Annotated in this window: 17 protein-coding genes; 8 read left to right on the forward strand and 9 right to left on the reverse strand. The window is 42.1% G+C overall.

Annotated features, from left to right (window positions below):
- Positions 1-2 precede the first annotated feature (2 nt).
- The 4 genes from AACW75_RS07190 to AACW75_RS07205 form a co-directional block, all read right to left on the reverse strand.
- Positions 3-1,745 carry an EAL domain-containing protein gene (locus AACW75_RS07190; RefSeq protein WP_145571067.1) on the reverse strand — a complete coding sequence of 581 codons (1,743 nt, stop codon included), beginning with the start codon at positions 1,743-1,745 and terminating at the stop codon, positions 3-5.
- Between the two features lie 786 nt (positions 1,746-2,531).
- Positions 2,532-3,011, reverse strand: a complete 480-nt coding sequence (locus AACW75_RS07195; RefSeq protein WP_017076585.1) for a type II secretion system protein — start codon at positions 3,009-3,011, stop codon at positions 2,532-2,534.
- A 222-nt stretch (positions 3,012-3,233) separates the two neighbouring features.
- On the reverse strand, positions 3,234-5,243 hold the full coding sequence (locus tag AACW75_RS07200) for a putative bifunctional diguanylate cyclase/phosphodiesterase (protein ID WP_145571069.1): 2,010 nt from the start codon (positions 5,241-5,243) through the stop codon (positions 3,234-3,236).
- Positions 5,244-5,359: 116 nt separating this feature from the next.
- Positions 5,360-5,917: a hypothetical protein gene (locus tag AACW75_RS07205; RefSeq protein WP_145571071.1), complete on the reverse strand. Its 558-nt coding sequence runs from the start codon at positions 5,915-5,917 to the stop codon at positions 5,360-5,362.
- A gap of 535 nt (positions 5,918-6,452) precedes the next feature.
- Here AACW75_RS07205 and AACW75_RS07210 point away from each other — a divergent pair.
- Together AACW75_RS07210 and AACW75_RS07215 are read left to right on the forward strand one after the other, a co-directional pair.
- The gene (locus AACW75_RS07210) at positions 6,453-7,142 is read left to right on the forward strand and encodes a response regulator transcription factor (RefSeq protein WP_145571073.1); all 690 of its coding nucleotides are present in this window, start codon (positions 6,453-6,455) and stop codon (positions 7,140-7,142) included.
- Complete coding sequence (locus AACW75_RS07215; protein WP_017076589.1) at positions 7,135-8,484, forward strand: sensor histidine kinase; 1,350 nt, start codon at positions 7,135-7,137, stop codon at positions 8,482-8,484. Before AACW75_RS07210 ends, AACW75_RS07215 begins: the two co-directional genes overlap by 8 nt.
- Positions 8,485-8,738: 254 nt before the next feature.
- On the opposite strand, the gene AACW75_RS07220 is transcribed toward AACW75_RS07215, so the two are convergent.
- Positions 8,739-9,275 (reverse strand): GNAT family N-acetyltransferase, encoded by a 537-nt coding sequence (locus AACW75_RS07220; RefSeq protein ID WP_145571075.1) that lies wholly within the window; start codon positions 9,273-9,275, stop codon positions 8,739-8,741.
- Positions 9,276-9,499: 224 nt separating this feature from the next.
- Between AACW75_RS07220 and AACW75_RS07225 the strand changes: the two genes are divergently transcribed.
- Positions 9,500-10,765 carry an HD-GYP domain-containing protein gene (locus tag AACW75_RS07225; RefSeq protein WP_017076591.1) on the forward strand — a complete coding sequence of 422 codons (1,266 nt, stop codon included), beginning with the start codon at positions 9,500-9,502 and terminating at the stop codon, positions 10,763-10,765.
- Between the two features lie 193 nt (positions 10,766-10,958).
- On the opposite strand, the gene AACW75_RS07230 is transcribed toward AACW75_RS07225, so the two are convergent.
- The 4 genes from AACW75_RS07230 to AACW75_RS07245 all read right to left on the reverse strand — a co-directional run bounded on the left by AACW75_RS07230 (position 10,959) and on the right by AACW75_RS07245 (position 13,702).
- The gene (locus tag AACW75_RS07230; protein WP_029225273.1) at positions 10,959-11,408 is read right to left on the reverse strand and encodes a PTS sugar transporter subunit IIA; all 450 of its coding nucleotides are present in this window, start codon (positions 11,406-11,408) and stop codon (positions 10,959-10,961) included.
- Positions 11,405-12,661 (reverse strand): PTS ascorbate transporter subunit IIC, encoded by a 1,257-nt coding sequence (locus AACW75_RS07235; RefSeq protein WP_135458304.1) that lies wholly within the window; start codon positions 12,659-12,661, stop codon positions 11,405-11,407. The genes AACW75_RS07230 and AACW75_RS07235 overlap by 4 nt, the downstream gene beginning before the upstream one ends.
- Positions 12,662-12,671: 10 nt before the next feature.
- Positions 12,672-12,941 carry a PTS sugar transporter subunit IIB gene (locus tag AACW75_RS07240; protein WP_017076594.1) on the reverse strand — a complete coding sequence of 90 codons (270 nt, stop codon included), beginning with the start codon at positions 12,939-12,941 and terminating at the stop codon, positions 12,672-12,674.
- A gap of 284 nt (positions 12,942-13,225) precedes the next feature.
- Positions 13,226-13,702 carry a hypothetical protein gene (locus tag AACW75_RS07245; RefSeq protein ID WP_186437203.1) on the reverse strand — a complete coding sequence of 159 codons (477 nt, stop codon included), beginning with the start codon at positions 13,700-13,702 and terminating at the stop codon, positions 13,226-13,228.
- 612 nt (positions 13,703-14,314) lie between these two features.
- Here AACW75_RS07245 and AACW75_RS07250 point away from each other — a divergent pair.
- The 5 genes from AACW75_RS07250 (at position 14,315) to AACW75_RS07270 (ending at position 22,176) form a co-directional block, all read left to right on the forward strand.
- Positions 14,315-15,523, forward strand: a complete 1,209-nt coding sequence (locus AACW75_RS07250; protein WP_145571080.1) for a NupC/NupG family nucleoside CNT transporter — start codon at positions 14,315-14,317, stop codon at positions 15,521-15,523.
- A 349-nt stretch (positions 15,524-15,872) separates the two neighbouring features.
- Positions 15,873-16,142 (forward strand): hypothetical protein, encoded by a 270-nt coding sequence (locus tag AACW75_RS07255; RefSeq protein ID WP_145571081.1) that lies wholly within the window; start codon positions 15,873-15,875, stop codon positions 16,140-16,142.
- Positions 16,143-16,256: 114 nt separating this feature from the next.
- The gene (locus tag AACW75_RS07260) at positions 16,257-17,705 is read left to right on the forward strand and encodes a TolC family protein (RefSeq protein WP_145571083.1); all 1,449 of its coding nucleotides are present in this window, start codon (positions 16,257-16,259) and stop codon (positions 17,703-17,705) included.
- Positions 17,702-18,985 carry an efflux RND transporter periplasmic adaptor subunit gene (locus AACW75_RS07265; protein WP_145571085.1) on the forward strand — a complete coding sequence of 428 codons (1,284 nt, stop codon included), beginning with the start codon at positions 17,702-17,704 and terminating at the stop codon, positions 18,983-18,985. The genes AACW75_RS07260 and AACW75_RS07265 overlap by 4 nt, the downstream gene beginning before the upstream one ends.
- Positions 18,986-18,987: 2 nt before the next feature.
- Positions 18,988-22,176, forward strand: a complete 3,189-nt coding sequence (locus AACW75_RS07270) for an efflux RND transporter permease subunit (RefSeq protein WP_145571087.1) — start codon at positions 18,988-18,990, stop codon at positions 22,174-22,176.
- Positions 22,177-22,284 lie beyond the last annotated feature (108 nt).

Consider the following 22,284-nt stretch of genomic DNA (forward strand, 5'->3'; position numbering starts at 1 on the left):
GATCAGTTCGTTGTGCTTTGAGGTCTGCTATATAAGTAACCTTGATGTAAGTTGTAGCCCAACTGACACAAGATATATTGTTGTTTGCGGGTCTCTACACCTTCGTAAATCATCGTGATGTTTGATAGTCGTCCAATTTCTGAGATGTTGAGTAACACACCTTGATGGTGCTCACCCGATTCAATGTCTTTGACGAAACAACGATCCAGCTTCAAGTACGTTGGATCAATAGCACTAATGATTTCGATGTTATTGTTCCCTGTACCAAAATCATCCAATGCGATTGTAATACCTAATTTTTTGATTTCTTTGATGTTATCGATGACTTCGCATCCGTAGCCGATATTCGAGTATTCAGTGATTTCGACAACAAATTCGTTCGCCTCCATTGCCATTAGATGTTCTTTAACCTTTTCAAAGTTGGTACCGACTAATGAACTTGGACAGACATTGACACCATAAATTTCGTGGCTGTTATGCGACTTGGCATTTCTGACCGTTTCAATGATCAAAATAGTATGGAAGGTGAGTAAATTGGTACGTCTCATGGTATCGATGAAACTCAAGACTCCGACGTTACGCACTCTAGTTAACAATTCATAATATAAAACGCTGTTGTCTTCAGTGTTGATGATCGGCTCTTCTTCAAAAGAAATGTGTCTCCAACGAAGCATATAAACGACGAAACCAACAATATAAGAGTGATAAAGCAGTGTTGCTAACAAAAGCGAGAGTGCGACCCACAGTGCAACAATGTCATCGCTGTAAAATGTGATAGTTGCACCAGTAGGTAAAGTGGTTTGATAAATCGACTGACTGTTTTCACCTAAGTTAAGAATATGAAAACCATTCTTTTGGATGGCAACTGAATCTACAAGTAGTGGTAGCAATGAATTCCTGTAGCGGGCTTCGATAGCGCGTTTAGATATACGTGCGATGAGATCTATATCTTCTTCAGGGAATGAGAAGCGCGAATAAGCAAAATCGAGACTGTCGTAAAACTCGTCAATTCTATCGAGGTCTACCATCTTTGAGCGTGTAGTGGAGATGTAGCATGAACCGCGTGGGGTTGTCATGACAAGCGAGTCAAGGTTGAGTGAGTGTCTCATCGCGTGCACGGCACCTTCGCTTTCGCAGCCATAACTCATGACTTCTTCCGCTATTTGCTTAGTATTTTCACTGTATTCGTCTGCAATTTTCGTCGTATAAAGGATTTGGAAAAGGTAGACAACGAATAAGATAAACGAAGAAACAGTGAACACGAGAATCAAAGCTCTGATGAAATCTTTGTGGTAAGTGTTAAGCATCAGCTTTAACATTTCGATGTGGTTAGGCTTGAATTGATTGATGTTGTACTTGGGGGCGATGCGGTTTGTTGAGCTTTTATCGAGGTCAATGAAGTAGCCAACCTTATAAAGGTTAGATATAAGTTCATTATTGTTATTAACTTTTGCTTTCTTACATAGACTTCGATATTTCTTCCGTATAGAGGCAATAATATTTTTCAATGCGTATAAACTGAACTCTTCATCAAAATGTGCTTTAAAAGATTCCTCTACATCTCTAGCAGATTGCGGGTTTGATATTGATGAGTTTTCAATTAAGTATTTAAAAACAAAGCTCTCTTTACTATTGAGGCTTTCCTCTGATATCTTATTACTGTCGATCTTGATATAAATCTTTTCTTCATTATAAATCAGTTGCAAGCTCTCATTATTGTTGTTTATATTGAAAGAACAGTGCATAGCTCAACTCCTAAGCGATAGTTATTATATTTACGTGATTGATATGTAATGACTGGGATTTTCAATCAACCCAAGAGTCCTTTCTAAATAACATAACTAAAATGTCACTATTTCCTCTCAAGATGTTGATACTAATCGCAGAATTTGGATTTCAATTAAAGGTTATAGAGATGCTCATCCAAAACTTGAATTTATAAATGAAAGTCGATGATTTACAAGGGATAAAGGGGATTTATCTCTTTGTTTTAGAATTTATCCATTTCACACCTTACATTTCATAGCTTTCACACTGAAGTTTAGGGCTTGCTAATGTAGAGTTTGTTTTTATTCTTTAGGTCTATTGGTATGTGAGATTTATCAGACGTTTTCAAGATAAAACCAAATTGTTAAGAATGACAACCTATTCATAATATATAAATGATCTTATAATTTGATGGAGAGATAAGTCGATCTTTATTGATGTAAATATTAATAGAGAGTGGTGGAATGATTTTTTATTTGGATTTTTTGATGAAATCGATTGGTTTGTCTATTTAGCCCGATTTATAGTGATATGAAGGAGAAAGGTTTTTCCATTTTTACGTAAAGTATTTTTTGGATGTATTGTTAATAGTATATTTTTTAGTATTTTAAGAAAAACCTCCCCCATGTTTAATGTTTTGGACTTTTCCCATATTTAATATATTTGGTTACCTTTTAATTAAATAATGGTTTTGTCAGTATGTCGCTATTTATATTGGAGGGTAGTCACAGTCTTTGAGTTAAGATCTGTTGCTTAATTACTGATTAACATGCTCCATCAAGAACAACAATTTGTGGTTCTTTTTCTGGTTGGTAAAGAACCTGGCAGAAATCCCCTTCAGGTGAATAGGTGTAACTGTCGGTATCAAATGAGATAGCGGCTACTCTCTCAGCGTTGCTGTCTGGAACGACTTCCTTGTTTATCACGTGAAGCTCGGTTCTATCGATGTTTAACAACCTTCTCAATGAGTCGACATAGGCTATCGGATAACCATGACAAACGTAGTAGGTTTCAACTTCTGTTTTCTCAACATAGTTACATTGACCCTCGACACCCGCAATGGCTGACTTAGCGTAAATCATGTCGATACCAGTACGCAGGTTACCTGCCACATCGTGAATTTTACTTGCGCGCGCATTTCCTTGTATGCCTAAGAACTTCACCATCGCAGCGGCAGAAACTAGGCCTAGAATGGCTAAGCAGATGATAAGTTCCAATATAGTGAAGCCGCGCTGTGTTCTCATGTTGACTACTTTTGTTAATACTATTAAGGACTTGGCATAGAGTAATCGAAAACGCTATGCCATTACAGTTTGTAGGTATAAGTGCCGTACAATATTCCCATTGATTATTTTAATTATTTTTATTTAAAACAACAGGTTAGGTGTATTTTCAGCGGCTTTATCACAAATGTAAGCTTGTGTAAGCATCTGTGCTCATATCTAAATGGTAAGAAGCGTTATTTATCATTGCTTTAAGCCTTGATTTTCGGTCAAAAATTGGCTTTCCACTTGGTTTGAAGGAATAGCTTTGCTGAATAAAAAACCTTGTAAGTACTGATAACCACATTCGATTAAGAAAGCTTTCTGCGTTTCTGTTTCGACTCCCTCTGCAATGACTTTGAGCCCTAATTTTTCACAAATTGCATGGGTAGCTTGAACAATCGCTTTACTCCCTTTGTGTGAGCCGTGGACAAAGCTCTTATCGAGCTTAACGGTGCTAATGGGCAAGTCATGGAGCATCGAGAGTGACGAGTACCCCGTGCCAAAGTCATCAAGGTGAAGTTCAACCCCTAGTTTAGAAATGTCACTTAATGCTTGTCTAACTTCACCGTGTTTAAAGATCATTGAAGATTCTGTGATCTCAAGAGCGATACTTTGAGGTTGTATATTATAAAAGTTGAGCATCGCTGATAGCTGTTGGGCGAAGCTGGCGTGCATCTGGATACTTGAGATATTGATGCTCATCATTAACTGGTTATCAAACTCTCGATGCCACATCGATAGCTGTTTAAGTGCAGAATTGAGAACCCACTTTCCAAGCGGTACTATCTGCCCGGTCTCTTCCGCCAAAGTAATGAACTCATCTGGAGCTATGTTACCCAAGTCTTCGTCGGACCATCGGAGTAGAGCTTCAAATCCTTTCACTTTATCGCTGTTGGTGTTCATGATCGGTTGGTAATGCAAAGTGAGATCATCATTTTCTAAGGCTTGGGCCAAGCGATGACGGATTTCAACTTTGCGATGAAGAGTTTGCGCTAAGTCAGGAGTAAATGTCTGGAATCGGTTTCGACCGTTAGCTTTGGCAATATGCATCGCCATACCCGCTTGCTTCAACAATGATTCTTGATCGACGGCATTATCTGGGAAATGTGCGGTACCGATACTGCAGCCCACAGACAACGTGCCAATACCACTGATGTGGAAACTTCGGTTTAGTGCATCAATAATGCGAGAACAGAGTAGCGGGATATTGTGGTTACGACAGTTATGAGCGATTACGATGAACTCATCGCCCCCAAATCGACCGATCATGCAGGTTTCATCGACCAGTTGTTTAAGACGTTCGCCAACTTGTTTGAGCAGTTGGTCACCTGCACTGTGTCCATAGGTGTCATTGACTAATTTGAAGCCATCAAGATCCACAAACATTAATTCAAATGGCGCACGATAGGCGATGCTGGTTTCTAATAGGTTAGTGATACCCCTGCGATTATACAGTTCGGTTAAACAATCGTGTTCTGCGTTGTATTTTGCCTTTATTAGGCGCTCTTTCTGCTTTGTTGTGCATGTAAGGTTCAACAGTAATTCACTTTTATCGAATAGCCATTTGCCTTGAACATCAAAGTGATGAGTCTTTTCATCAATTTTGCAGCTGACTTCCTCTAATACCTCGCCTCCCTTACGTGCGTAAAATAACCACTGTGCAGCAATCTCTTCGCTTGAAACGAAATCAGAGAGGGTGGTGAACGGGCAACCATAGTTTTGATAAAATGCTGAGTTAGCACTCACTATCTTCCCCGACTTATCAAATAAGAGGGATAGATTCGCACCGTCAGAACATGCCAGATCATGCTTGAGGCTACCTTCTTCAGCAATGACTTGAACCAGCATTCCAGTGCGGTCATCGGGCAATGGGATTCCTGAAAACAAACACAATGCCCGCTTAGAAATGTATTTGGGCGTAAAATTCCACCATGTTTTGATGCTTTCATGACGTAGAAATTGTCTTTGGTATTCTTCCAATGTCGCTTCGATCGCTTTAGACATCTCGATGCCGAAATCGCGAGATGTTAGCTCAAACAAAGATTCAGACTCCCAGAGAGGGAGGGCGCTGCTGTTTGCCCAAGTTATTCTCTTATTATCAATGTCATATATCCAAATAGGACACTTGAGATGTTCGAAAGGTTGATAACTGGTCATCATGTTGAACTCTGCATACTGATATTCTGGTCGAACGACGTTTACTGAGCTTATCCATTCAGTTAGTCGCTTATCGAATTGGATTCTGACGTTTAATAGCCAGTAAGAAACCGTGTGTTAATGAAAATAACGTCTTAAAGAAAAACATTATTTTCAACAAGAAACACGTGTTAAAGGTTTAGAGAGCGGATGATCTTGGTCACTTTACCTTTTGGGCTGGTTTTAATGACATAGCCTTTCTTGTCTTCAAACATCTCACCATCGATGAAGTGCCATCCATTTGCGTTTTCTATGATTTCTTTGGGGAAGTTATCGTCGAACATAGAATGGTTTGGGTACACCGTTTCAATGGCTTCGAACAACAGTTGAGCTTCATCTCGATTGGTAACCACAAAGCCCTCTTTTAGGCACATAGTTAACTCTGGCAGAGGTTGAGTGGTAAAGGGTTCTGTCATTGAACCTAATACACCGTTATGTGAGTAAAATCGATATGAGCCAGAGCTGCTCTCGCTGCCGTCTGGTGATTTAATGTAAGGTGTCGCGTTATAGAAATCACAGGTAAAGACCATCTTTTGAATAATGCTGCTTTGTGGGACGACTTGAATGTCTATCCAAGACCTAACTTGCTCTTGAATCTTGTTGGCCATTTCTTGCTTATAGGTATCAGCCACTAGAGGTGTTGAGACGAAAGCAACAGCGGTCAGTAACAATGGAAGCGATTTTTTCATTTTAAAGTGGCCCTGTGAGGAAAGTAATGATTGCCAGATATTGGTTCTACTTATTATTGGGTTGGATGTTACTTGAAGAATATATGGCTTAACAGACTCCACCTTACGTTCAGAAATCTAAAGCACTGCTGCCAAGTTGAAGCAATCGTTTTCTTTATGTTTTGGTTGTTGTTGGTTAGCGTTTTAATCTTTTAATGTGAGGATTTCTAGTGATATTAACCAGCATATCATTAGTGTATGGATGGTTGGTTCGAACGGGTTTTGTAAACATCTGAAATGTAAGTGTGAGTAAGAAAATAAAGCAAATGTAAGGGGCGTAAAGCCACTTAAAACTGGAGAAGATATTCGCTCTGAACTGCGATATTTACGTAAACTAGGGCGAACTGATAGCTCGTCGCTATGTTTTGTAAATGTATATTTACAAAAGCGATCATTATGTTTTGCGTACGGTAAAATTAATGCTCTAATAACAGCATTGAGGATATATGAGCAGTATATATACTGCCTTCGCTTTTAATAAATACGGGTGATAGGAATGTCGAAAACCAAAGTGCTCATTGTCGAAGATGACCAAGAGATAGCTCGTTTAACCACACTTTATCTCGAAGCTGAAGGTTACAATGTTAGCGCGGTTCATGAGGGGAATTTGGCTCTTGATGCAATCCGAAATATCGAACCAGATTTAGTTTTATTGGATTTAATGCTCCCTGGTATGAACGGTGCACAGATTTGTCGTCAAGCTCGTGAGTTTTATAATGGAATGATCTTGGTACTGACGGCCTCTGCTGATGAAATGAGTGAAGTAAGTTTATTCAAATTTGGTGCCGACGATTACGTCGCAAAGCCAATTCGTGGTCATGCCTTATTAGCGCGAATTGAAGCGCTGTTACGTAGAGCTTCCCCTGTTATCACCGCTCAAGAAATAGCCCCTGAAAAGCAATGTGATATTGTGATCAATACGACCGCCCAAAGTGCCACTCTGTATGGTCAGAACCTCAAACTTACTTCTGCTGAGTTTGAAATCTTAAATCTTCTGGTTAATAACATCAGTCAAGTCGTTACTCGAGACCAATGTTGTCAGCTATTTAGAGGGATTGATTACGCTTTTAATGATCGTTCTATTGATATGCGAGTCTCCGGTTTAAGACGAAAACTACGCATTCACGCAAAAGACAAACAGTTGATCCGTACGGTTCGCAATAAGGGGTACATGCTGGTTGCGTAAGTTCATAACGGCGAAACTTCGTTCTGTTTCGATGTTTGCTCGATTGTATCTTGGGATTGTGGTTGGTATGTCTGCAACGATCTTTTTGTTTGTGAACCTAGGTGAAGGGCACATGCGAAGAACCGAGATCGAAACTTTCTTAAATGATGGTATTTACTTCGTTGAGCAGTATACCCGTCAGCACAATCAATATAATTCACTGTATAAAGAACTCGATAGAACAGGCTACCAACAATTTTATATCTTCAATTTACGCCTGTTAGATAATTGGTCGGGAGAGGCTCCCTGCCAACGATGCGAGTTATTTACCACTTTAAATGGTGTTCCTATATACCTCAGTGATAACGATCTGTACTCGGCGGTGTTTCAACTTCCAAATTCTAAATTTAGTTTCGCGTTCAGTGAGGTAGGGGATTTTTTCTCTCCTGAAATTGAATGGTATGAAGATTCAGAAAGAAACTTTTTACTTGGGCTTTTGTTCGCCATTATTGTCGCGATCGGCGCAAGTGTTTACTTACCTGTGAGGCGTTTTCAAGAAAGAATCGAGTTGCTAGTTGAGAAGCAAAAACAGTTTGGTCGAGGGAAACTCAGTACTCGTTCTGATCTAGACGACATTCATCCAGTGTCAGATTTGGCCAGCAGCTTTAACTTCATGGCGGAAGAGATCGAGAGCAAAGTGAAACAAAGCCACATCTTTGCTCAAGCTATTCCACATGAGGTGCGCACCCCGCTCAGTCGTATTCAGCTGGCGACCGATATTCTAAGAAGGGGAGCCCCCGACCATCATCAGGCGCTTTTCGATGATATTGATACCTACATTGAGGATATCAACGATCTCACTTCAGAAATTATCATGCTGTCGAAGTTGAATGTCATGGATAACTCATTCTTTGAGCTCGTTAAAGTGACCTCTGACCTTCATGAGTACTGTCTCGATCGTATTCGTTACTCTCAGTTAGATAATGTGCTCTTTGAATCCAAAGTAGGGCAAGATTGCAAGATTAAGTGTGACTGCTCAATGGCACGTTTGGTCTTCGATAATATTCTCAAAAACGCGGGTAATTACACGCGCGATGAGGTGTGGATGACGCTGGATGAGAATTCAGAAAATTGGCTAGTGGTTATTGAAGATAATGGTTCTGGAATCCCAGAAGACAGTCGTGATGAAGTATTTCTTCCGTTTTCCCGTCTAGATTCAAGCAGAACCTCAACAACGGGTGGCTTGGGGTTAGGCCTTGCTATTGCTATGTCGGCCGCTAAAAAGCTTGCTTGGGATATCAAAGTCGACGATAGCAATCATGGCGGTGCTAAGTTCAGTATCGTGATTTCGAAGGTGCAGTAAGCGAGTCTACTTACAGACAATTACTCGCGAGTAAAAATTGTATGTTAGCTGATACTGTTCATATACAAGTTTCCAACGTTGATATACTCGTTTCTAACGCTAATATATTAGCTTCTAACGCTTATGTATTAGTTTCTAACGCTTATATATTAGCCTTCAACACTAATCTATCAGCGGGTAATGCATAGATAAATGAAAGCCACGGTCGATGTCGTGGCTTTCTATTATGTTCTACATAGAAATGGCGAGTGTTGTTATCGCTTCGAGCGATGAAGGCCATAAATAGCATGGTCTATGATGCGACCATTCAAGTTCTCGTTACAAGTGATGATGCCTTCCAGTGTGAAATGTAAGCGCTCACAAACGTTACGGCTACTCATGTTCTCAGTGGCGGCTGATATCTCAATCTTTTCCATATCTAACTCATTGAAAGCAATATCAATCAGTTTTTTAACCACACGAGTGACGATGCCTTTGCCTTGTTGAGTCTGTGACACCCAATAGCCAATCGTTACCTTCCTGGTATTGTGGTCGATGGTATTGAAACTGCAGTTACCGACGATCTTCCCTTGATACACGATGGCACATGTCATGCTTTTCCCTTCAGCATAATCGTGTAACGAACGCTGGATAAAAATTCTAAAGTCTTGCTCTGTTTTACAGTGCGGTGGCCATGCTAACCATTGGCTAAGGTATTCATTTTGGCTTTGTGAGTAGTCAGCGTAATGGGTAGCAAAGCTTTCTTCGACCAATGCGATGGAGAGTTCTTCGTCTATAACAGTTTCGAACATACGTGTTTTTGTCCTCGGTTGGTTTGAAAATGAACGATTAACAGCAGGATATAATGTCGCATAATAAACAATATGCAACAACTTGTAGCACGGATATTACGTGATACGTTAGTTCTATCACGAAACTCGTTAAACCTTACAATAGTTGTGTATATAATCATTAGCTATGCATTAGTATTGGCATCCTAAATATATAAAAACTATAAAAATGCTAGGCTTAAATAATGATTCAACATTGCCAGAATGTAACCGTAGACCTTAGAAAAGCTCTATTTGGTATTGCGAAGGCGCTTGATAACGTCGGTTTTGAAAGCAAAAATCATGGACAAAGGGTGGGTTACATCGCGTATCGATGTGCTCTGAGTGTCGGATGGGAAGAAGAACAGGCGCAACTTGCGTTCTCATTGGGGTTAATTCACGACTGTGGTGTATCGCAAATTGATGAGCAGCTCAGCCTGACTTCAGGGTTTGTTCCAGATGCGAGCTATCACCATTGTCAAAAGGGTTATCAAATCCTAAAAGAGTGCCCGGTTCTTTCTATATTCGCTAAGCCGGTGCTGTATCACCATACCCCTTGGGTTGAGCTTAAGGCGATGCCGATCAGCGAGTTAGAAAAGGAGTTGGCTGCGATTGTCATGTTAGCAGACCGGGTCGACTATCTTTACGGCATCACTTCTTCAGATCGGTATGGAAACCTGACTCCAGATGGCAAGGCGAGCATTATTGAATGCTTGACTGAACAGGTGGATGAAATGTTCGAAACCAACCTCGTTCAACATATGTGTGAATTGGTCGATCTGGATGATTTTTGGTTTTCGATGGAAATACCCTACATCGAAAATATGAGGGATAACTTTGAACCAGTGCCCTTCTTTTCTCAACAAATGTCATTGGATGAGACGGTTGCCTTTGCTGAATTTATTGCCAATGTTGTTGATACAAAGAGTTCATTTACTTTTAAGCACTCCTTAAAGGTAGGCCAACTCTCTGAGTACTTAGCCAAGCAACTGGGTTATTCATATAAAACTCAACGAAAGCTCTATTTAGCAGGGTTGGTTCACGATATAGGTAAACTGCAAACGCCAAATAACATTCTGCATAAGCCGGATTTACTGACTGAAGAAGAGTACTGTTGTATTAAACGGCATGCGACGGACACTCGATTTGCATTGCAGGAATTATTTAGTTCTCCACAAATTTGTCAGTGGGCATCCAATCATCATGAACGCTTAGATGGTTCTGGCTACCCTATGGGAAAAACGGCTGAAGAGTTGGACCAACCGAGCCGGATTGTCGCAGTGGTTGATGTGTTCCAAGCATTATCTCAATCACGCCCTTATCGTGCAGGTATGACGTTAGAACAGACGATGGCTATTTTGAGGGACTACGTCGAAAACTATAAGTTGGATCGAGAAGTGTTTGAGTGCCTTGAAAAACACGCACAATACTGTTTTGAATTATCAACTGATAAAAGAATGTACGCGTTTTAACGCTAGTGAATGCTTATTGGTTGTGAGGCGTTGGTGTGATGCACTTGTTCGCCATGCGTTTTCAGTCATGTTGTTAGATAAATGACTAAGCACCAGAAACAAAAAAGCGATAGCCGAGGCTATCGCTTTTTTAATGGGGGCTTTCAGGAGCTAAACATCAGCAGGAGCTAAAGGTTAAGACCTAAAAATTGAGCTAGTATCGCTTTAAGATCTCGATGATCTCTTGTTCTGTTTCCGCTGCGATGATGGCATCAATGTCTTCATCATTTTGGAACAGCTCTGAAAGCGCCATAATGGTATGGATATGGCTATCGGAATCCATTGCCGCCAGAGTAATCGAGAGGTAAACGTCACCGTTGTCTTCTGATTCTAAATCGACACCGTTTTTGAACACCGTCACCTGAAGAGATGCTTCGTTTACGCCGTCTTCTGGGCGAGCGTGAGGCATCGCAATCTTTGGTGCTAGAACATAGTACGCGCCAATGTCTTTATGCTTTTGCTTAATCGCTTCAACATAGCTTGCTTCAATTTTGTTACTTGCTAGCAGTGTTGAACAGGTCACATCAAGCGCAGCATCAACCGTTAGGTTCTCTTCAGAGTTGATGATAACGCCTTGGTTACCAATTAAATCGAACAGGCTCATGAAACAATCCATCCTAGAATCAGACCAACGACACCGAAGTCAAAGTCAGCAAATGTTGTTGCTTCAAGACCGAGGCCACCAAGAACTGGAAGTAGAAGCATTGGTAGGAAAGAGATACATAGGCCTTGAGTGAAAGAACCTAAGATAGCACCACGTAGACCGCCCGTTGCATTACCGTAAACGCCAGCTGCACCACCTACAAAGAAGTGTGGAACTACGCCCGCTACAATGATTGTCCAACCAAGTGCGCCTTGTACTGCCATTGCTAGTAGACCTGCTGCGAAAGAACAAAGGAAGCCGATAAGTACCGCGTTTGGTGCTACAGGGAATACCATTGGGCAGTCTAGAGCAGGTTTTGCGCCTGGTACTAGCTTATCTGAAATGCCTTTAAATGCAGGTACAATTTCAGCAATCAACATCTTCACACCTTGCAGTACGATGTAGACACCACCAGCAAAGATAAGAGACTGCATGAAGGTGAATACGACCCAGTTTTGACCGCTAGAAACCGTTTCTACAAACTCGCCGCCAGCAATAATAGATGCAAGCATGAAGAAGATAGCCATTGTTGTTGCAACAGCAACCGGCGTATCACGTAGGAACATTAAGCTTTTTGGAACTTGGATATCTTCTGTTGTTTTCGATGTGTCACCGAATTTGCTGCCAATGAAGCCCGATACGATGTAAGAAAGGGTAGAGAAGTGACCGATAGCAAGTTGGTCTGTACCCATTACTTTTTCAGTGTACTTCTGGCCCAGTGCAGGCATCACAACCATCAGTGTGCCGACAAGAATTGCACCAATAGCCACTAAAACGGTTCCTTCGATACCAGCTGAAGACAGAATAACTGCCACTAGCATCGACATAAACATGGTGTGGTGACCCGTTAAGAAAATATATTTTAAAGGAGTTAAACGAGCCAATAAAATATTCACAACAAATGCAAAGAACATGATTAGAGCCATTTCGTAACCGAATGCTTCTTGTGCTAATGCAACAATCGCTTCGTTATTTGGAATAACACCATGTACACCGAATGCTTCTGTAAATACAACTGAGAAGTTATTTAGAGCGCCAACAAGAGCGCCAGCACCAAAACCTAAAATTAGGAAACCCATTACGGTTTTAATGGTGCCTTTTAGAATAGTAGAAATATCGGCTTTCTGAGCAACAAGGCCAATGAAAGCAATTAAACCTACCATGATTGCTGGCTCTTTTAATAAGCCGAGCATGAACTCGAAAAAGTTTTGCATAATTTTGACCTTACATGAAAGTTTTTAGTTGTTCTTCGATTGATGCTTTGTCAAAAATATTTTTAAGGCTGATGATGTTTTCTTTTCCGCCTTCTTTTAGTTGGTTTGCAATGTCTGTTGCGGCTACCCAAATATCCGCGTTGCTTGATGCTGCAGATGATAGATCTTCGTGATCAATTTCAGCTTCGAAGCCAATTTTTTTAGCCACTTCTTTTACTGCCATTTCCATCATAAGTGAAGTACCAAGGCCGTTACCGCAAACTACAAGAATCTTTTTCATAATATTTGTCTCAATTGGATTTTAAGGGTTGAGAAACTTTGTTCTCTTATTGTGTGGAATCATAGTAATGGAAATATTGGCATTTCAATAAGATCTGCATCACAAAGCCAAAATGAGATTGTGATGCAGATCTTATTAATTTGTAGCAAAGATACAGAGTGAGACTTTGATCAAATTTAACTTTTCACTCGAATATGCAACGTATTTTATTGTGAATGGTGTGCTTAATTATTTGAGGCGTTAGGGTATAAATGTCGAGAGGATTTATTGAGGAAAATGAGAAATTAATCGTATCTGCCGTAATCGGTAAGCATTTTCTTAAGCATGCTATTAACGTCTTTGGTCTTCTTACTTCTTTTTGTTAATTGGCTAAGAGAGGTGGGTTTTGGCGTTTCAATTTTTTCGTTATCAACATCTTCAACTTTGTCTTTCATTTTTTGTACTGCAGGTAATAGCATGCGAATTTCTTCGTTATTAGAGTTCGTCAGTACAACAATATTTTCAGACTCGACTTGCGTGATAGTCAGAATACCATGTTTTACGGATTCAACTTTTTCCCCAATCATAATTGACTCAGGAGCTATTGAACGATCGGTAAGTTGACCTGTACGTAATTTAGCCGCACTGATAGCGCGGATATTTCCGGTATTTTCAAACGCAACAATAACAGTATGAGTATTATAATATTCAACTACTGTCACATAGCCATGTCTATTTGTTTTGAATCTAGCTCCATTGTTCATGTCGTGCGGAGCTTCCATTTTTTTCACGTGTATCCTCTCTTAGTCTCGATGGCTGTTATATCTAATCAGCTCTATTAGTTTTTATAGATAATGAGTTGGTGAGATCATACAAAGTATATACGTATCTAAACTTAAGATGAATCTTGAAGTACCGTGAAATGAGGCAGAGCACAGAAAAGGGATAAGAATCACACAGAATTAACCGAATGATTACGTTCGTGCCTTTAAAGGCTTAACAACCCAAATTCAAACTCATACAGATTGTTTACAGCTTATGAAGCACGTAAATGATGATAAACACCGCGTTTTGTTTAATCCTTGACCGCGCGATCGTTTGCGTTAAAAAATGTGATGAAAGTCTCACTTAACTGTCTATACTTCTCTTCCGGTTTTAAGCCGGTGCTTAGCCAATACAAGCCGTCACATGGATATGTGAATGACCCCACGGACCGGACCAGCTACGTTCCACTGCTTGTATAAGGTGATCTTTACATGAACAACTCGTTGTTACATTCGCTAACGTTGTTAGCTCCTTCATCGCGTAGCGTTTTGCTTGCGGTTCTTTGTCCTATTCCTTTGATGTCATTCGTTTGGCTCATGTTTACTCTTTAAGGATTACTAGGACACATTATGAATATTCTATTTGGTTTTGTCGGTGTTCTTTCACTGATTGCTTGTGCGTACCTGTTATCTGAAAGTCGCTCTTCGATTAACTGGAAAACAGTGTCTCGAGCATTACTACTTCAAATCGGTTTTGCCGCCTTGGTATTGTACTTCCCGTGGGGACAATTGGCGCTAACTAGCATGAGCAATGGTGTTTCAAGCCTACTTGGTTTTGCGGACGCTGGTATCGCTTTCCTATTCGGTGATCTGGCTACTGAAGGTTTCATTTTCGCGATTCGCGTACTTCCAATCATTATCTTCTTCAGTGCTTTAATCTCTGCGCTATATTACTTAGGCGTCATGCAAAAAGTGATTCAAATCTTGGGTGGAGCGGTGCAAAAACTGCTTGGGACAAGTAAAGCTGAATCGCTGGTAGCAACCGGTAATATTTTCCTTTCTCAGGGTGAGTCTCCTCTTCTTATTCGTCCATTTTTAAAGTCTATGACTCGTTCTGAACTGTTTGCGGTAATGGCAGGCGGTATGGCATCGGTAGCTGGTAGTGTGCTTGGTGGCTATGCTGGCCTTGGTGTCGAGCTTAAATACTTGATCGCGGCAAGTTTCATGGCGGCTCCGGGTAGCTTATTGATGGCGAAGATCATTGTTCCTGAGCGCAGTACGCCTAGCGACTACGAGCATATCGAGCTTGATAGAGCAGACCAAAGCAACGTGATTGATGCATTGGCTAGCGGCGCGATGAATGGTATGAAAGTCGCAGTAGCGGTAGGTACTATGTTGATTGCATTCGTGAGTGTGATTGCCATGGTGAACACGGGCCTAGAAAGCCTAGGTGAAACGTTCGGTTTTGCTGGTATTACCCTGCAAGCTATCTTTGGTTACCTGTTCTCACCACTAGCATGGTTAATTGGTATCCCGAGTGATGAAGTGTTCATGGCAGGTTCTTACATCGGTCAGAAGATCGTAATGAACGAGTTTGTTGCTTTCATCGACTTCGTTGAAAATAAAGCGCTGCTATCTGAACACAGCCAAGTGATTGTGACTTTTGCTTTGTGTGGTTTTGCTAACATTGGCTCTATCGCGATTCAACTGGGTTCGATTGGTGTTATGGCGCCAGAGCGTCGTGCTGAAGTGGCAAACTTAGGCTTGAAAGCGGTGGCGGCAGGTACGTTAGCAAACTTAATGAGTGCTTGTTTAGCGGGTATCTTCATCCTGCTTTAAGTTGCAGTCAGTGATTTAGCTCACTGACACAAGTTACAAAATAGAAAGCGGACACATTTCTTGCGGATTAAACGTAAGAGAGTGTTCGCTTTTTTGTACCTGTTGATTAAGCATAACCAAGCTTTCGTTAACCATTGTCGCTTGTTATGGCGAGTAAAAGCTCACTCTGAAGAGTAATAGAGCCAGTGCCTTTTATCCGATATACTTGAATATCATTAGGTTGCGATTAATAGCATTCGGCTTCGATTAAGAACTCCGGTTTCGATTAAGAATATTCGGTTTCGGCTAAGCACATCCGCTTTCGACTAAGAATAATGGCAACCAAGCCCAATAAATCAAAGGTTTCCCCATGAACATGCGCGTTCTCATCGGTCTTATTGCCACCTTCATTGGCTTGTTTGCGATGGTTTATCTTATTGCTGGTGGTAGTCAGTTTCCTGTCTACCAGTGGCCACAAGAGGCTTATCTCGGTTTGGTCTTCAGCATCGTATGGGGCACTGGCGTCGCAGCATCGGTGGCGTACTTCTTCTCGGCATTGGTGTTTGTGACTATCGCGGTGGTTTGCTATGCGATTGGTTATAAGATCGGTGGGCTCTTTTCTAGCAAGTCAGAAGCATAAAACAGAAGTTTAAACGTACACTTTTTGCATTTTCTTTTAGGGTTAACGTTCGCCTTAACCCTCTCTTAACCTCCAACTCGTTATCTTGTCTCCATTCTTACAGGAGACAAGAAGATGAAATTGAATCTTCCTTTAAAACATTCCCTTATTTCACTTGCTCTGATTGGTTTGATTGGTTGCACCACAACCAGTCAGGCTGATTATGTTTCGTTAGCTGAACAGAATACCAATCAGACACAACAAACGCTGCTTGCGCAGTTGATACAGCAAGCATCAGCCGAACAAGCCTTTAATAAACAAACCTTTAATAAACAAGCACTAGAGGCTGAGAGTCTGCAACTTACCGATTTAGTGAATACCCCAGAGCTTGATCTTTATATCGAGCGTGCGCTTCAAAACAGCCCGAGCCTTCAACAAAGTATCACTGCCTTAAAAATAGCGTACGCGCAACAAGGTGTGACGTCTGGCGACCGTCTACCAACCGTAGATGCGAGTTTTTCTGGTAAAGCTGACGAGGGCACCAACGGCTCAAGCACGACTGAAACCTACACCACCGAAGTGACCGTCGGTTGGGAATTGGATCTGTGGCAGAAGTTAGCAGACACAAACAACGCTGCATTAAAAGATATCGCGACGTCTCAAGCTAACCTTCAGGGCGCTCAAGATCTTTTGGTCGCGAGTGTGATGAGAGGTTGGCTTGATATCAGTTTGAAGCAGCAGCTTGTTGATATCGAAACGCAGCGCTTAGTGATTCTAGAAAACAACGAAGAGCTTGTTCTTGAACGTTATCGCGCAGGGCTAGGCAGCCTTGAAGATCTTGATAACGCGAAAACAAGCAGCGCATCGACTCAGGCAACTTTAGCTGATTACCGCGAGCAGCTTGCACAAAGCCGACGTGAATTGGTTTTGTTAACCGGGCAGTGGAGTGGTGAATCTGATCAAGCTTCATTAACTGAGCTTGGTTCATTCCCAACCATCATTAACCCGCTAGACAACATGCCGACGCAAGATCTAGCAGGGCGTCCGGATCTGCAAGCGGCTTTCTTCAATATTGAAGCGGAAACACTACGTGCCGATGCCGCATACAAAGCGATGCTGCCGTCGATCAGCTTATCTGCAAGCCTAACCGATATGGCTGAATCTCCGAGCGAAGCGCTGCTTACCGGGCCTTTGTGGAGTGCGCTTGGCCAAGTATCGGCACCACTGTTTCAAGGTGGCAAGCTGAAAGCCCAAGCAGAGATTGCTGACTTAACCACAGAAACCAGTTACTGGGCTTACCAAGAAACATTGCTTAGTGCGGTAAATGAAGTGGAGAACGCGATGGGTCAAGAGTCGTCATTAACGCTTCAACAGCAACACCTAACGAATGCCTTGGTGAGCGCACAACGCAGCTTCACCAGCTATGAAGAGAAATACCGTCAGGGTTTGGTCGACATTTTTGATCTACTTACTGTTCAGCAACAAACCTACGACCTTGAAGCGCAGCTTACACAAACCATTTATAACCGTCTCGTAAACCGAATTGATTTAGGCCTAGCTCTGGGCTTGGGAGTATCTTCATGAAACTGAACACCATCACAATTGCCATCACTCTAGTGGCTGGTTCAAGCATCTTTGCTGCCCTTGCTTACAACGGTTCCCAAGTGGCTCCTGCTCCTCAAAAGGCGAATGAACTAACGGTTTCCGAGCCTCAGGCTATGGCTGTTGACACTAAGTCTATTGAAACTATGTCTGTTGACACTCAGTCTCTCGAAATGACGCCTGTTGAAACGACAACTTTGTCTGTATCGCAGCAGCAACAAGTGTCTGTAATACTCGCAACACTGGGTGATTACCAAGCGGAAGTGGTGGGATACGGAGAAGCGAAGTCGCGTTATGAGTTGATGTTTTCGACTGAAGTTAGCGGTCGAGTGGAAGCGATTAGTTCACAGTTCGAAACTGGACAAGTGATTAGCGAAGGTGACGTGATCGCTAATATCGATTCGACCAGTTACCTACAAGCAGTGACGCAAGCAAAGGCTAATGTTGCTCAAGCTCAACTGGATTTATTGGAAGAGCAGAGACAAGGCGAACAAGCTAAGTCTGAATGGCAACGCTCTGGTTTGTCCGGAGAGCCTGATTCGCCTTTGGTATTGCGTAAGCCCCAATTAGCACAAGTTACCGCAGCTCTAGAAAACGCCAAGTTAGAACTAGTTAAGGCTCGGCAAGACCTTGAAAAAACAACATTAGTTGCCCCTTTTGATTCGTTGGTTGTGAGCCGTGATGTTCAACCGGGAAGCTATGCACAAACGGGTACCCAGATAGCCACTTTATACAGTATCGATGAAGTTGAGGTTTCTGTGCCCTTGTCTGAAAGCCAATGGTTGAGCTTACCGAATAGCGATAACACGCAATTGAAAGTACAACCGTGGTCAGTAACGTTGTCGAGTTCTGATGGTCAATACCAATGGCAAGGTTATGTTGAACGAGTTGAGCAACATTTGCAGCAAGACACTCGTCAACGTTCGTTGATCGTGAAAGTCGATAATCCTTTGGAACAACAGAAAGATCTTTATCCGGGCACATTCGTTAAAGCAACGATCTCGGGTAAGCAACTCACTCAATTGTGGGAACTGCCCGCGTCTGCAATTTCACAGCAGGGCGACCTGTGGTTTGTTGATGTAAATGGCCAACTGTCTAAATTGAATGTGGATGTTGAGTTTGAGAAGGGCGGTTTGATTTATGTTGATCCAAGTAAATTAAGTAATCAAACAATATCAAATGGCAACAGTATTCAAATAGTAAAACGGCCTTTGAGTAGCTTCAAAACTGGCATGACTGTGCTGGCTAAGGCTGAGGGCTAATCATGTCTAATGAGCTGAAATCTAACAACCAAGCGAATAGTAACCAGACGTCGAACAAACCGCATACGGGCGCAATCGCATGGTTTGCAAATAATTCCGTGGCTGCGAATCTATTGTTAATCGGCGTAATTATTATTGGCGTGTTATCACTTAACTCATTACGTAAAGAAGCGTTCCCAAGCCTTGAACCCGATGTCGTGACTGTTTCTGTTACTTACGACAGTGGTGACCCAGTTCAAGCCGAAGAAGGCTTGGCAATCAAGATCGAAGATGCGTTAGAAACAGTGCCTGGAATTAAGCGTATAACGTCAACCTCTGATGCGAATGGTAGCCACATTTCGATTGAAAAAACGAGCGCCTACAATCTCGATACTTTGTTGACTGACGTGAAGACCAAGGTTGATGCGATTAACAACTTGCCTGCTGACGCTGACAATCCTGTGATTGATAAAGCCCGAATGCAAGATCATGCGTTGTGGGTTCAGCTCTATGGTGATGCTGACAGGGCGACACTACAAAGCTTAGCTGAGCAATTGAAGTCTGACTTGTTGAGCCAGTCTGCGATTAGTGATTTGGAAATCAAGGCTAAGGCTGATCCAATGATCTCGGTCGAGGTGGATGAGAATAAACTACAAGCATATGGCTTAACACTGACAGACGTATCTGAAGCTATCAATGCGGAATCGTCAGCCGCTATTTCAACGAGCCTTCGTAATGGTGAAAAAACCGTTCGTTTGAAGGTATCTGAGCAGGCGTATGAACTGCAAGATTTCAATGCAATTCCGGTTATGACGGCGGCCGATGGTACGCAAATAACATTGGGTGATATCGCTGACGTTGAAGACATGTTTGCTGACGATACTTTCGTTCTATCTCGTTACAACCAGCAAAACGCCATGGCAATTGAGATTGTAATGGATGAGTACGGCGATGTTGTTAGCATCGTTGAGCAAGCTCAGCAAGTGGTCGAACGTTGGGAAAGCAGCAACATGCTGCCAAACGATGTTGAGATCGAAACGTGGTACGACAAAAGTACCATGATCAAAGATCGTTTAAGTCTATTAGTGAAGAATGCATTAACGGGTATTGCGTTAGTGTTCATCGTGTTAGCGGTATTCCTTAATGTTCGTGTCGCTTTCTGGGTGGCTGCAGGTTTACCGTTTGTGTTCTTTGGCACCATGTTTTTCATGACAGATACCTTCATGGGCTTAACCATCAATGAAATGACGACCTTTGGTTTTATTATGGCGCTCGGAATTGTAGTCGATGACGCGGTGGTGGTAGGAGAAAGTATCTATTCCACACGCAAAGAAGAGGGGGACTCGATAGGAAGTACCATTCGTGGGACCATGAAGGTGGCGTCACCAACTATATTTGGTGTGTTAACGACCGTCGTTGCCTTTTTAGCATTGGCCAATGTTGAAGGTAAAATGGGGCAGATTTATGCTCAATTTGGCACCGTCGTTACTATTTGCTTGTTGCTGTCATTGGTTGAATCAAAGTTCATCCTGCCATCGCATCTTGCACACATTAATACTAAACGTGGTGACAAGAAGGGATTGTGGGCTCGTATTCAACATGCTGCTGATACCGGATTAGGTTGGTTTAACAAGCGTATCTACTGCCCGGCTATTGAATGGGCACTAAAACTGCGTTACGCCGTGGTAATGGTTTTCTTGTCGCTGCTTATCTTGGTTGCTGGGCTACCGATGACGGGTGCGGTTCGTGTGGCTTTTTTTCCTGATATGCCGGGTGACACCGTTACAGCTGATATGTCGATGCAGAACGATGCTAGCTTTGGCCAAACACTGCAAAACTTATTAGTGCTTGAAGCGGCAGCGACGGAAACGGATGAAACACTGAGAGCTCAATATGGCGCTCAAGGTGAACCATCAGAACTGCTTAGCCTTCAAGTTATCGCGGATGCAGATGATTCTGGCCAAGTGAGAATCGAATTGAATGGTGACAGTGTTTATACGTCGAACGAATTTGCAGATTTGTGGCAAGAAACCGTTGGTCAAATGGAAGGCGTTAAGAAACTTAAAGTTTTGTCTAAAATGGAAATGGTCGACAACTTCAAAGTTGAGCTGAAAGCGTGGAATGAAGAATCGGTCACGGCTGCGGGCAATGAGTTTTTAACCAAACTTCAATCGATTGATGGTGTCAGTGGTATTGATCATAACTTGGACCTTGGTGAGCCGCAGTATCGCTTTGAATTAACACCACAAGGCCGTGCATTAGGTTTTGATACCGCAAGCCTTTCACAGCAAGTACTGCAAGCGTTTGGTGGCGATATTGTTCAGCAATTCCAACGTGGTAAGGATGAAGTGAAAGTTCGAGTTCGCTATCCAGAATCTGATCGTCAAACCATTGCTGATATCAAGCAATCTAGTGTGAGAACCAACGATGGTAAGGTTGTGCCTTTGAGTACGGTTGCTGAAGTTCATTCAGATTACCAAGTATCAGAGATCACACGTATTGATAGCCAACGCGCGGTTTACATCAGTGCAGTATTGGACAAAGACGTCGTTGCACCTGCAGAATTGGTTCATCAACTGCAAGATACTTTGGTTCCCGATTTAGAAGCGCAATATCCAGGATTAACGGTCGATTTTGCAGGCGAAACCGAGGAGCAAGAAGAGACGGCCAGTTCAATGATGAGCATGTTTGTACTCGCGATGATTGCTATCTATACCTTACTTGCTATCCCATTGAAGTCTTACATTCAGCCAGTGATCATCATGACGGCAATTCCATTTGGTATTGTGGGTGCAATCTTAGGACACTGGTGGAATGACTTAACAATCAGTATCCTATCGTTAAACGGTATTCTTGCCTTAAGTGGTGTGGTGGTGAATGACAGCTTGTTGTTGGTTTCTCGTTTCAATGAGCTAATCAAAGAGCAAGGTAAATCGGTTCATGATGCGATTGTTGAAGCGTGTTCTGGGCGACTAAGAGCGGTGTTGTTAACATCGGTTACTACGTTCGCAGGTTTAACGCCATTATTGAGCGAAACGTCTTTACAGGCTCAGTTCCTTATTCCAGCCGCTGCTGCGTTAGGTTATGGTATTTTGTTTGCTACGTTCATTACGTTGATTTTGACTCCAGCGTTATTAATGATTCAGTGCGAAATTAAGTCACTGATACTTAAAGTGACTCATAGAGTTAAAGGCGTTGAACAAACCGCTTAATAAAGGCTAGGCTAGATGCTATTAAGATTAAGATTAAGACTAAGATGATATAGCTTGGTGGCATCTAGGGTAAATACATTTGGATTAAGGCTCGCTGGCTTACTCTCA

Origin of the sequence: Vibrio sp. L3-7, from assembly GCF_963898195.1 — a bacterium.
Lineage (GTDB): Bacteria > Pseudomonadota > Gammaproteobacteria > Enterobacterales > Vibrionaceae > Vibrio > Vibrio echinoideorum.